Raw genomic sequence first — 11,632 nt, forward strand, 5'->3', positions numbered from 1 at the left:
CATGGCGGGATGTGGTGGGGCAAGAGGCCCGCACGCTGCGGGACAAAGCCGGGATCATCGACATCTCGAACTTCGCCAAGTACCGCGTGACCGGGCCGGGGGCGGAGGCGTGGCTGAACGCCGTCTTCGCCAACCGGATGCCGCAAGAGGTCGGGCGGTCCTGCCTGACGCCGCTGATCGGCAAACGCGGCGGCATCGCGGGCGATGCGATAGTCACAAAGCTGGCCGAAGATGAATTCTGGATCATCAGCTCCGGCATGGCAGAGCGTTACCAGAAACGCTTCTACGACGCGGTTCCACTGCCTGACGGTACCGTCTTCGAAAGCCTGACCAATGAGTGGTGTGGCTTCAACGTCGCCGGGCCAAAATCCCGCGATCTGATCCAACATCTGACGAACACGTCGCTCGACACGGCAGACTGGCCGTTCATGCGTTCTGGCTGGATCGAGATTGCAGGCGTGACGGTGATGGCCCTGCGCGTGTCCTTTACCGGCGATCTGGGCTGGGAGCTGCATTGCCGCGCTGAGGATCAGCAGACGCTCTACACGGCCCTTCTTGAAACTGGTGCCGAGTTCGGCGCAGCCCCGGTGGGCAGCCGTGCCTTGATGAGCCTGCGTATGGAAAAGGGCTACGGATCATGGGGCCGGGAATACAGCCCCGAATACTGGCCGCAGGAATGCGGGCTGGAACGCCTGTGCCGCAGCGACAAACCCTATCTGAACAGCGCCGCGGCATTGGCCAACATGGCAAAACCCGCGCGCGAAACCATGGTGCTTTTGGCGCTGAATGCCGAGGATACGGAAGCGTCCAACGCCGATGCAACTGGCGGCGAGCCGATCTTCAAGGATGGCGTCGGCATCGGGCGGGTCAGTTCAGGGGCCTACGGGTACCATGTCGGCCAGTCGCTGGCGCTTGCATTCGTCAAACACGGCAGACCCGGTGACGAGGTCGAGGTGATGGTTTTGGGCCGCCCACATCGGGCTGTGATCCTTGACCGACCACCTTTTGACCCCGAGGGCACAAGGCTGCGCGCCTGATCTTCTCTTGTTGCTAAATACTTTGGGGGAGGCCGCCGAAGGCGGGCGGGGGCGCCGTCCATTGGGCTTGAACCAATGGCGCATCAATGGACGACCCCCCAATGCGTTTCCGTCAACGGGAACGCCAAACGCGCCCGCGCGTTTGGCGCACCTTGGGTCACTCTGCCGCCAATGGCCTGATCTTGAGCGCCGTGATGCGGTTGTTCTCGCGTGCCACCACTTCAAAGCGGAAACCATGGAAGCTGAAGACCTGCCCGATGGTCGGGATCATCTGCGCCTCGTGGATCACAAGGCCTGCAACGGTGTTGGCCTCTTCGTCGGGCAGCGTCCAATCCAGCGCCCGGTTGAGGTCGCGGATCGTCGTCGAGCCGTCGATCCAGTAATTGCCATCGTCGCTGCGCTTGACGGCATGCGCGCCATCCGGGTCGAACTCGTCGGTGATCTCGCCCACGATTTCTTCGAGAATATCCTCAAGCGTGATCAGCCCCTGCAAGGCCCCGTACTCATCCACCACCAGCGCAAAATGCGTACGCCGGCGCAGAAACTGGCGCATCTGGTCGTCAAGCGATGTGCTGTCGGGGATGAAGTATGGCTTCATCGCCACGTCGGCGAATTTGAAACTGCTCATCGCCTCGGCGGGTTTGTCGCTTTCCTGCATGAAGCGGTACATGGCGCGGAACAGGTCCTTGGCATGCACCACCCCGATGATGTTCTCCGGGTCGCCCCGGAACACAGGCAGTCGGGTGTGGTTCGACTCCAGACATTGGCGCAGGATGTCTTGCGGATCATTGTCGGCGTCGATCATCTCGATGCCCGACCGGTGTAGCATGATTTCTTCCACGGTGCGTTCGCTGAGGTCCAGCGCACCCAGAATACGGTCCCGGTCTTCCTTTTCGACCACACCTTCGGAATGGCCCAGTTGCAGGGCTCCGGCGATTTCCTCGCGCACGGCAAGGATGTGGCTGTCAGGGTCGGTCTTGACACCGAAGATGCTCAACACGCCCCGCACCAGAACCCGGACCGCGCTGACGATGGGGGAAAAGACCGTGATGACCAGCTGGATCACCGGCGACACACGGCTCGCGGCGGTTTCGGGATTGGTGATGGCGTAGGTCTTTGGCAGCACCTCGGCAAAGACCAACACCAGCACCGTCATCACCAGCGTTGCCAGCGCCACACCGGATTCGCCGAAAAGCCGTGTAAAGAGCGCCGTCGCCAACGATGTGGCTAGGATGTTGACAAGGTTGTTGCCCAGAAGGACCGACCCGATCAGGCGTTCGTTGTCCTCGGTGATCCGGAGCGCGCGATCCGCGCCTTTGGACCCCTTGTCGGACATCGTTCGCAATTTGCCCCGTGACGCGGCGGTCAACGCGGTTTCCGAGCCACTGAAAAAGGCCGACAGGACCAGAAGACCAAGAATGGCGGCAGCGGTGATCCAGAAGGCGGCATCTGCCGCGGGAAGTGCGGGTTCCATGAGATCCAACGTTATGAAAACTTGACAGGGTTATGGGGTCAGCGGCGCGCGCGTTCAAGGGCTGTGGGTCAGTCGCGGGCCATGGGGTGGTGATCCAGCACCAGCTCTTTCAGACGTTCTTCCAGAACATGGGTGTAAATCTCGGTGGTGGAGACATCTGCATGCCCCAGAAAGGTCTGGATCGCCCGCAGGTCGGCCCCGTTGGCCAGAAGATGTGTCGCAAACGCATGGCGGAGCGTGTGGGGCGTGACTTTGGCCGGAGAGACGCCCCCTTCGACGGCGAGATCCTTGATCAGGACATAAAAGGCGTGGCGCGTCAGGTGGCCGGACTTGCCACGCGATGGGAAAAGGAAGGTCGAGGCAGCTTTGCCATTCGCCCGTGCGTCCTCTTCCATCGTCTCGCGCGTTTTCAACCAGTCGCGCAGTGCTGCGCGGGCAGGGGGCGACAGCGGCACCATCCGTTCCTTTCCTCCTTTGCCACGGATCAGCAGCATCCTCGGGTCGCCCTTGGCAGATGACAGGGGCAGGGTGACCAGTTCGCTGACCCGCATCCCCGTCGCGTAGAGAAGTTGCATCAGGCAGGTGTTGCGTTCGCGTTCCAATGGGCTGCGGCCATGTGCGGCGGCGGCCTCGAGCAGCCGATCGACCTCTTCTGTGGACAGCGTTTTGGGCAGGCGTTTGTCGCGTCCCGGTCCGCTGATCTGGACAGCCGGGTTGTCGGCGCGAAACCCCTCTTCAAAACAAAAACGGTAGAGCTGCTTGATCGCCGACAGCCGTCTGGCGCGGGTGGATTTCGCCAGCCCCTGCGCGTCGCAATGCACCAGGTAATCTTCCACATCCACCTTCTGAGCGGCAGTCAGCGAAGATCCTCGGCCAGACAGCCAGTCGGTGAAATCCGCCAGATCCCGCGCATAGGCCAATTGCGTGTTCGTCGCAGCACCCCGTTCTGCGGCCTGCGCATCGAGAAAGGCTGCAATCCAGTGGCGGTCGCTCATCGCCGCGCGCCTTCCATGTCGAGGATGGCAAGTTGCAGGGCCGCGCGGCGGGCGGTGTCTTCAAGCCCGAAGGCCCGCAAGGCACGCAAAGCTTCGGTCAGCTCCGTGTCATTGCCACTGGCACCGGCATCAAAGTTTCGGATGGCGCTCAGTAGCGCTTCCCCGAGGCGGTTTTGCCCGGGCAGTCCGGCGAGTTCACCAGGCGCTTGTGCCGTGTCCGACCATGCCTCGGCCAGTGCCGCCGCGTGGGGCACGTCTGCGGGGATGCGTATGGGCTTCTGGCCCCGCGCGAGGGACGCCAGAAACGCGAGGTTCGAGTCCGGGCTGGCGGCAAGGTCTTGCGCGACCGACTCGTAGCCATCCGACAGCAGCCCGGCCGTCGCGGCGATCGTTTCAGCCCGCTCCGACAGGGACAGTCCTTGAAGCCGTGATGCAAAGAGGTTGGAGAACGGTACCAGAAGACCAGCAGCCCTCATTTGCGGCCAAACCTGTTCAAGCGCCGAGGACACAGCGTCGGGCGTGCCGCGGGTCAGCGCGGTTTCAAACCGTTGCAGCGCATCGACACGGTCCCAGATACCTCCCGACGCCGCAGGCTTTTGCGCCGTATAGACACCCAGAAGCTGGTTTCCATCAATCGCGCCCGCGCGGGCCAATCGTTCCGCTGCCTGCAATTGGGCGCGCCAGCCGGAATCGCCGGACAGTTCCACCACGGCAAAGGACAAGGGCAGGGGCGTGGTCGGCAGGGCTTCTCCGATTGCTTCGAACAGTCGGAATTGCAGAGGCGTCGGGCGCACGGGCGGCGGCATGGGCTCCGCATCTTCAGCGTATTCGGGATCGAGGAACCGCAGTAGCAATTCGGTGTCGAGATCGGACAACTGGCCCAATGCGACGCCCGTTTGATAAATGGTGATCGCATGCGAATAGTCGCCGCTGCGGGTGGCGCACCAGATCCGGGTCGGCAGGTCGGTGCTGAGATTGGGCGCGTCCGACAGAACGGCACACAGCGCTTCGTCCGTTCCCGTCAGGAGCGCCAGATCGAAGGCAAGGTCAAAAAGCTGCGGCGTGAGAACACCCACCCGCTCCATCAGCGCTTCGGCCGGGGGCACCAACCCGTGCCGATAGAGCAGGTTCACACGTGCGTTCAGAAACGCATCGCCCGTCGCACTGGATGGTGGTTCGGCTTCCGCCAGCATGAGAATGTGCAACAGCCCGGTCAGCGCGGGTACGCTTGGACGGCGAATCTGCAAAAGGTCCAGCGCCGCGATCAGGTCGGCTTCGGAGCTGCCTCGCCAAAGACTTGGCGGCAAACCCGTGACCGACCCCGGCAGAAGGCCGACCCCGCCGACCCCCGGTGCATCAAGCGACTGAACCCCGACTTCGGGAACGGTGGCGCTTTGGGCAACCGGGTTCGCTTCTGGGACCACGACGACCGGAGCCGCATTCTGTGGCACGGCCAGCCAGTCGATGGCAGACAAAGGCTGTTCTTGCGGCTGTTGCTGCGCGAAGGCGGGCCATGCGGAGCAGGCCAGGATCAGGAGGCTTGGCTTAATCTGCATCCAGCGTCACAGGTTGTCTGACTTCCGTTTGCGGCGGTGAGAAATCCGCGCCGAAATACGGCCCCACATAGGCATAAGCCACCAGCGCGACTGCGCCGATGATGATGAGATAGATCAGCCACTTTATGATACGTCCCATGACGACCCTTGCCCTGCCTCGATTATTTTTTCCAAGTTATAACTGGCCTTTTGCACAAGATCACGTCATTTAACGGCGGATGTCAAAAAATTGGCGGCACTTGGCCGAGTTACAAGGGGTCTGTCCGGGGCAATGCAGGCAAGACTGAAGAAAACTGTGGTTCTTGTCGGCATGATGGGCGCTGGTAAAACGGCCGTTGGCAAAGCTCTCGCCACCATGTTGCACGCCCCGTTTCTTGATTCGGATGCCGAAATCGAGAAAGCCGCGAACATGACCATCCCCGAGATTTTCGCCCGCGACGGAGAGCCGTTCTTTCGGGTGAAGGAAAGACAGGTCATTTCGCGACTGATTGAGCGGGAAAAGGGTGTTCTGTCGACCGGCGGTGGCGCTTACATGGCTGAGGAAAACCGCGAGATCATCTCGAAAAAGGGTGTCGCGGTCTGGCTCAATGCCGATCTGGACGTCTTGTGGCAGCGCGTGCGCCACAAGGACACAAGGCCGCTGTTGCGGGGGCCTGACCCGTTCGGAACGCTCAAGCGGATCTGCAACGAACGCGTTCCTGTCTATGCCTTGGCGGACCTGAGTGTGAAGTCCGAACAAGGCTTGTCGATTGACGATATGGCGTTGCGGGTGATCGACGCGCTGAAAACGCGCCCTGACGTGCTGGAGGTTCTGGAGTGATTGAAACGGTCCATGTCCCGCTTGAGGGTCGTGCCTATGATGTGCGGATCGGGGCGGATCTTTTGGACCGCGCGGGCGTCGAGATTGCACCGCTGCTCAAAAGGCCCCGTGTGGCGATTGTGACCGATGCGCATGTCGCGGACTTGCACCTCAAAGCACTCGAAGCGGCGCTGGCTGCCGAAGGGATCGCCTCGGTCAGCCTGACCTTGCCCGCAGGCGAAAGCACCAAGGGCTGGCCACAGTTCGAGCGCACGGTGGAATGGCTGCTGGAACAGAAGGTCGAACGCCGGGACGTTGTTGTGGCCCTGGGCGGCGGCGTGATCGGGGATCTGGTCGGGTTTGCGGCGGCCGTGCTTCGCCGGGGGGTACGGTTCGTGCAAATTCCGACCTCGCTTCTCGCGCAGGTCGACAGTTCCGTGGGTGGCAAGACCGGGATCAACGCGCCTCAGGGCAAGAACCTGATCGGTGCGTTTCACCAGCCCGCGCTGGTTCTGGCGGATATATCCGTGCTCAACACGCTGCCCAAGCGCGATTTCCTTGCAGGCTATGGCGAGGTGGTCAAATACGGTCTTCTGGGCGATGCCGCGTTTTTTGACTGGCAAGATCAAAACGCCGCCCGCATCGCGGCCCGTGATCCCGAAGCGCTGGCCTACGCCGTAAAGCGGTCGGTCGAAATGAAGGCCGAGATCGTGGTGCGCGACGAGACCGAACAGGGCGACCGCGCGCTTTTGAACCTTGGGCACACGTTCTGCCACGCGTTCGAAGCCGCCACCGGCTATTCCGACAGGTTGCTGCACGGGGAAGGCGTGGCAATCGGCTGTGCCCTCGCATTCGAGCTGTCCTCCCGCCTTGGCCTGTGTTCGCAGGAAGAGCCGAGCCGTGTGCGCGAAATGCTCAGCACGATGGGGATGAAGGTCACGCTTGCGGATATCGACGGGGACTTGCCCGATGCGCGGGCGTTGCTTGATCTCATGGGGCAGGACAAAAAGGTGATCGACGGCCAGTTGCGCTTTATCCTTGCGCGCGGGATCGGTCAGGCGTTTGTCACCTCGGAGGTGCCGGCTGACACGGTGCTGCACCTGTTGCAGGACGCGCTGTCCGAACGATGAAAAAAGCGCCCCTCGGGGCGCTTTTGGTCAGAACGGGATTTCGTCGTCGATGTCGCGGGCCGGTGCGCGGGCAGGGCCACCGCCACCACCGCTTGAGCCGCCGCCATAATCGCCCCCATAGCCACCGCCGTAGTCGCCGCCATAATCGCCGCCGCCGCTGCTGCTGCCACCACCGTAGCCGCCGCCACCGCCGCCATCGCGGCCGTCGAGCAGGGTGAGTTCACCGCGATAGGGGCGCAACACGACTTCCGTGGTGTAGCGGTCCTGACCGGACTGGTCCTGCCATTTGCGCGTTTCCAGTTGCCCCTCGATATACACCTTGAAGCCTTTCTTGAGATACTGCTCCGCAATGCGGGCCAGCGGTTCGGAGAAGATGGCGACGCTATGCCATTCGGTCCGTTCCTTGCGTTCCCCGGTGTTGCGGTCCTTCCAGGTCTCTGACGTGGCAATCCGCAGGTTGCAGACCTTGCCGCCGTTCTGGAACGTGCGCACTTCCGGATCGCGGCCGAGATTGCCGACGATGATGACCTTGTTGACTGAACCGGCCATGTTTCCCCCATCTTGAATTCGAATCTGTGGCGCTGCGCACCATTTGTGTGACCCTACACCAGCGCTTTGCCGGATTGCCATCCGCTATTGGCGAAAGCCGCCCAAGTCATTCCATCACCTTGTGGTTAACAAATGATGAGCAACCAAGGCTGGTGTGAAACGCAAATCCAGACTATACACCTGCAAAATCTCCACGTGGGGCGTGAGCATTTATGCGAACAACAAGACAGAGATTTGTTGCGGCGATCTGTGTGGCCGCAATGATGAGTGCGGGCGCAGCAAGCGCAGAAGTGTTGTCCACCAAAAGCCGTGTGGCGCTCTTTTCCAGCAAAACCAAGGTTTTGGACTCGCGCGCGGCACAGCAGTACAAAAGCTCGGTGCGGTTGCAACCGCCCAAGGTTGTAACGCCCTCGAAATGGGGGGATGCCGGAGAAGACGGTCCGGTTCCTCAGTATCGCGGACAGTATTCGGGCGTTTATGCCGGTATGGCGCGTGATGCCGCCAGACGGCACGGCATTCCCGAGGACCTGTTTCTGCGACTGGTGCAGCAGGAAAGCAATTTCAACCCCAATGTCCGCTCCCACAAAGGGGCGATCGGTCTCGCACAGCTGATGCCCGGCACCGCGCAATACCTGCGGGTCGACCCGAACGATCCGGCAGAGAACCTGGACGGGGGTGCGCGGTATCTCAAGGAACAGTACCGCAAGTTCGGCCAATGGCCCTTGGCGCTGGCGGCCTATAACGCGGGACCCGGTGCGGTGGAAAAGCACAATGGTATTCCGCCATTCCGCGAGACCCGCAACTATGTGAAAAAGATCTGGGGCCGGTAAGTCCAATCAATTCAGATATTTGCTGCTGTTTGTTTCCGTTGGTCGCGATTTAGGCTTGCGCGACCTGCCATTTGCCCGGAACTTTGGCGACCTGTGCCAAAACTGTTCTATTCCGGTCAAACTGCTGCCCCATTCCATCGCCAGAACAGCGTGAGAACATGTGGAACTGTACCCAAGACTGAAGTCGCTGCTAGCGGTCAAGGCATGGGAATATGGAGAGTGGTATGATTAAGTTCATCAATACCTTTCGTGCCGACGAGTCGGGCGCTGTCACCGTGGATTGGGTCGTTCTGACCGCTGCGGTCGTGGGTATGGCGATGCTGACCTATGTCGGATTGGCCGACAACACGCAGGCCGTGACCGACGCGACCGGTGCCGCCGTGTTGACGGCACAGGACTTCCTGACGAACTAAGTCTTTTGAACAGGCGTGGCAGCCCTCCGGGGCTGTCCTGCTGCGTTTCACGATACACCGATCCAGTTCTCTGGGCCGCGCCAAAAGCGGCTTCATCCTCTGGCTATTCAGCAGCGATCTGGATGACTGGTTCCATTACCGCCAATTGCGCATCGCTCAGATGGCATTTGACCTGATGCCCCTCTCCCAATTGACGCATCGGCGGCACCTCTTTCTCGCACAGAGCTCCCGGCACCTGCGACTTCCAGCGGCAGCGCGTTTGGAACGGACAGCCCGGCGGCGGGTTCATGGCCGAAGGAATGTCTCCCTCCAACACGATGTGCTTCTTTGTCACCCGTGTGTCCGCGATGGGAACGGCTGACAACAGCGCCTCTGTATAGGGGTGGTAAGGCGGCGCGAAGACCTGATCGGTAGTGCCCAGCTCCACCACATGGCCAAGATACATAACCATAACGCGATCAGATAGATAGCGCACGATGCTCAGGTCATGGCTGATGAAAAGCAGCGTGGTTTTTTGTTCGCGTTGGATCTCCATGAGCAGGTCCGTCACCGCCGCCTGAACCGACACATCCAGCGCCGACACCGGCTCGTCCGCCACCACGATCCGCGCGTTTCCGGCAAAAGCGCGGGCGATGCCGACACGTTGTTTCTGTCCTCCCGACAACTGCCGTGGCATCCGGTCTGCAAAGGCGCGCGGCAGCTTCACGAGGTCCAGAAGTTGCAACATCCGCTCGCGCCGCTCGGCGTCGCTGTTGCCGATCCCGAATACCTCAAGCGCGCGGATGATCTGCCGTCCCACGGTCATCGACGGGTTGAGCGTGTCGAACGGGTTCTGGAAGACCATCTGCACATCGGCGATCGTCTGCGTGTCGCGCTTTTCAATCGGGGTGGATTCGATGTTGCGGTTGTCGAGCAGGATCTGCCCGTCCGTCGCGGTCTCAAGCCCCATCAACACCTTGGCAAAAGTGGATTTCCCGCAACCGGATTCACCCACGATGGCCAATGTCTCGGATTCCCGCGCCTCGAAACTCAGGGTCTCGTTGGCCTTGACGACCTTTGTATCGCCGCGTTTTCCGAAAAGCGCGTTTGCCGCCACCTCGTAATATTTCTTGAGGTTGTCCATCTTGAGAACAACCCGACCCGGTTCCGATTTCTGCGTCGTATTGCCCGCCACCATTGGGGCCTGCCAGTCGATCTCCTGAAACCGCAAACAGCGCGTCGCGTGGCGCTCATTGCCCGGAACATCGAACATCCTGATGTCGCCCGCATCGCAGCGGCCGGCCTCGAAGTAATCACAACGCGGCCCGAAATTGCAGCCCTTGGGACGTTCATGTGGCAAGGGGAAATTGCCGGGGATGGCGCGCAGGGGTCGCGCGTTCTTGTCGGCACCGGGCAGGGGGATCGACCGGAACAGCGCCTGCGTGTAGGGGTGCTGCATCTCGTCGAACACATCCTTGATCGACCCGCGTTCCACCGCTTCGCCGGAATACATCACGCAGAGCCGGTCGCAGGTTTCCAGCACCAGACCAAGGTTGTGGCTGATAAACAGCATCGAGGTGCCGTATTTCTGGCCCAACTCCTTAACCAGTTCGACCACCGCCGCCTCTACCGTCACGTCAAGCGCGGTTGTCGGCTCATCGAGGATGAGCAGCGATGGCTCGGCCATCAGCGCCATGGCAATCACGATGCGCTGTTGCTGACCGCCGGACAACTGGTGCGGATAGGCATCGAGAATACGCGCGGGGTCAGGCAGTTTCACATCCGTGACCACCTGCAGCGCGCGGTCATAGGCCTCTTTCTCGGACGATCCACGATGGATCATCGGCACTTCCATCAGCTGCCTGCCGATCTTCATCGCCGGGTTCAGCGACGCCATCGGCTCTTGGTAGATCATCGCAATCTCGGAGCCGCGGATCTTGCGCAGCTCTTCCTGGCTCATCTCGTTCAGGTCGCGCCCCTTGAACTTGATCGACCCGCCGACGATGCGCCCGTTCTTGCCCAGATCCTGCATCACGCCCAGCGCCACGGTAGACTTCCCGCAGCCCGACTCGCCCACAAGCCCAACCGCCTCGCCGGGCATCACCCGGACCGAGAAATCCATCACCGCCGGAATTTCCCGCAGCCGGGTGAAGAACGAAATCGACAGGCTGTCGATCTCGAGAATGGGTCCGTCGTAGCTGTCTTTCATCTTGTCTCTCCCGGTTGGGATGGCAGGGCAGGTTCCCTGCTTCTCTGGTTCACAAATACTTCGGGGGTTTGGGGGCAGCGCCCCCAATCCTAACATCATCAATCGCGCAACGATTCCTCTCGCAGCCCATCGGCCAACAAGTTCAACCCAAGCACCATGCTCAAAAGCGCAAAGGCGGGGACCATCGCAGGGTGCAGGTAAATCTGCAGCAAACGTCGCCCGTCATTGATCGTCGTGCCCCAATCCGGGCTTTCCGGCGGCAGGCCCAGTCCGAAGAACCCCAAGGTGCCCAGAAGGATCGTTGTGTAGCCGATCCGCAGGCAGAAATCGACGATCAGCGGCCCGCGCGCGTTTGGCAGGATCTCCCACAGCATGATGTACCATGGCCGCTCCCCCCGGGTCTGTGCGGCAGCGACATAGTCCCGCGTCTTGATATCCATCGCCAACCCCCGGACGATGCGGAACACCGTGGGCGAGTTGACGAAGACCACCGAGACGAACACGACCAGAATGCCACCCTGCAGGTTGAAGAGATCCACCGCGTCGGGGAGCACCGTGATCGCCGTGCCGGGTTGCGAGATCAGCGACAGGTAGAGCCAGCCCATCACGCCAAGCACCCCGATCAAGAGCGGCGTGCGCACCGCCGGTTGCGTGCGGTATC

12 protein-coding genes are annotated in these 11,632 nt (G+C 61.3%); 5 read left to right on the forward strand and 7 right to left on the reverse strand.

Going from position 1 to position 11,632, the window contains the following annotated elements; all coding sequences use genetic code 11:
• Positions 1 to 1,037: aminomethyltransferase family protein (locus JJ869_RS18200; protein WP_292269238.1), on the forward strand; the 1,037-nt coding region annotated here is incomplete at its 5' end.
• Between the two features lie 157 nt (positions 1,038 to 1,194).
• Here JJ869_RS18200 and JJ869_RS18205 read toward each other — a convergent pair.
• The 4 genes from JJ869_RS18205 to JJ869_RS18220 form a co-directional block, all read right to left on the reverse strand.
• Positions 1,195 to 2,511 carry an HlyC/CorC family transporter gene (locus tag JJ869_RS18205; protein WP_292269239.1) on the reverse strand — a complete coding sequence of 439 codons (1,317 nt, stop codon included), beginning with the start codon at positions 2,509 to 2,511 and terminating at the stop codon, positions 1,195 to 1,197.
• 68 nt (positions 2,512 to 2,579) lie between these two features.
• Positions 2,580 to 3,506 carry a site-specific tyrosine recombinase XerD gene (locus tag JJ869_RS18210; protein WP_292269240.1) on the reverse strand — a complete coding sequence of 309 codons (927 nt, stop codon included), beginning with the start codon at positions 3,504 to 3,506 and terminating at the stop codon, positions 2,580 to 2,582.
• Positions 3,503 to 5,062, reverse strand: coding sequence for a hypothetical protein (locus tag JJ869_RS18215; RefSeq protein WP_292269241.1), 1,560 nt, complete (start codon positions 5,060 to 5,062; stop codon positions 3,503 to 3,505). The genes JJ869_RS18210 and JJ869_RS18215 overlap by 4 nt, the downstream gene beginning before the upstream one ends.
• Entirely contained in the window at positions 5,052 to 5,201 is a 150-nt protein-coding gene (locus JJ869_RS18220) for a hypothetical protein (protein WP_292269244.1), read from the reverse strand. Before JJ869_RS18220 ends, JJ869_RS18215 begins: the two co-directional genes overlap by 11 nt.
• Positions 5,202 to 5,333: 132 nt before the next feature.
• Here JJ869_RS18220 and JJ869_RS18225 point away from each other — a divergent pair, with 132 nt between their 5' ends.
• Entirely contained in the window at positions 5,334 to 5,882 is a 549-nt protein-coding gene (locus JJ869_RS18225; RefSeq protein WP_292269245.1) for a shikimate kinase, read from the forward strand.
• Complete coding sequence (gene aroB, locus JJ869_RS18230; protein WP_292269247.1) at positions 5,879 to 6,991, forward strand: 3-dehydroquinate synthase; 1,113 nt, start codon at positions 5,879 to 5,881, stop codon at positions 6,989 to 6,991. Before JJ869_RS18225 ends, aroB begins: the two co-directional genes overlap by 4 nt.
• Positions 6,992 to 7,018: 27 nt before the next feature.
• On the opposite strand, the gene ssb is transcribed toward aroB, so the two are convergent.
• On the reverse strand, positions 7,019 to 7,540 hold the full coding sequence (ssb, locus tag JJ869_RS18235) for a single-stranded DNA-binding protein (RefSeq protein WP_292269249.1): 522 nt from the start codon (positions 7,538 to 7,540) through the stop codon (positions 7,019 to 7,021).
• 260 nt (positions 7,541 to 7,800) lie between these two features.
• Here ssb and JJ869_RS18240 point away from each other — a divergent pair, with 260 nt between their 5' ends.
• Positions 7,801 to 8,370: a lytic transglycosylase domain-containing protein gene (locus JJ869_RS18240; RefSeq protein WP_292269250.1), complete on the forward strand. Its 570-nt coding sequence runs from the start codon at positions 7,801 to 7,803 to the stop codon at positions 8,368 to 8,370.
• 224 nt (positions 8,371 to 8,594) lie between these two features.
• Positions 8,595 to 8,783, forward strand: coding sequence for a hypothetical protein (locus JJ869_RS18245; RefSeq protein ID WP_292269252.1), 189 nt, complete (start codon positions 8,595 to 8,597; stop codon positions 8,781 to 8,783).
• Positions 8,784 to 8,886: 103 nt separating this feature from the next.
• On the opposite strand, the gene JJ869_RS18250 is transcribed toward JJ869_RS18245, so the two are convergent.
• Both JJ869_RS18250 and JJ869_RS18255 read right to left on the reverse strand, forming a co-directional pair.
• The gene (locus JJ869_RS18250; RefSeq protein WP_292269254.1) at positions 8,887 to 10,971 is read right to left on the reverse strand and encodes an ABC transporter ATP-binding protein; all 2,085 of its coding nucleotides are present in this window, start codon (positions 10,969 to 10,971) and stop codon (positions 8,887 to 8,889) included.
• Between the two features lie 98 nt (positions 10,972 to 11,069).
• The coding region (locus JJ869_RS18255; RefSeq protein WP_292269256.1) for an ABC transporter permease subunit at positions 11,070 to 11,632 on the reverse strand (563 nt) is incomplete at its 5' end.

The organism is Marivita sp. (assembly GCF_017643905.1).
GTDB lineage: Bacteria > Pseudomonadota > Alphaproteobacteria > Rhodobacterales > Rhodobacteraceae > Marivita.

Excerpts from the sequence above, each read along its gene's own strand:
- JJ869_RS18205 (WP_292269239.1), bottom strand. The coding sequence starts at position 2,511 with ATGGAACCCGCACTTCCCGCGGCAGATGCCGCCTTCTGGATCACCGCT.
- JJ869_RS18210 (WP_292269240.1), bottom strand. The coding sequence starts at position 3,506 with ATGAGCGACCGCCACTGGATTGCAGCCTTTCTCGATGCGCAGGCCGCA.
- JJ869_RS18215 (WP_292269241.1), bottom strand. The coding sequence starts at position 5,062 with ATGCAGATTAAGCCAAGCCTCCTGATCCTGGCCTGCTCCGCATGGCCC.
- JJ869_RS18220 (WP_292269244.1), bottom strand. The coding sequence starts at position 5,201 with ATGGGACGTATCATAAAGTGGCTGATCTATCTCATCATCATCGGCGCA.
- JJ869_RS18225 (WP_292269245.1), top strand. The coding sequence starts at position 5,334 with ATGCAGGCAAGACTGAAGAAAACTGTGGTTCTTGTCGGCATGATGGGC.
- ssb (WP_292269249.1), bottom strand. The coding sequence starts at position 7,540 with ATGGCCGGTTCAGTCAACAAGGTCATCATCGTCGGCAATCTCGGCCGC.
- JJ869_RS18240 (WP_292269250.1), top strand. The coding sequence starts at position 7,801 with ATGATGAGTGCGGGCGCAGCAAGCGCAGAAGTGTTGTCCACCAAAAGC.
- JJ869_RS18245 (WP_292269252.1), top strand. The coding sequence starts at position 8,595 with ATGATTAAGTTCATCAATACCTTTCGTGCCGACGAGTCGGGCGCTGTC.
- JJ869_RS18250 (WP_292269254.1), bottom strand. The coding sequence starts at position 10,971 with ATGAAAGACAGCTACGACGGACCCATTCTCGAGATCGACAGCCTGTCG.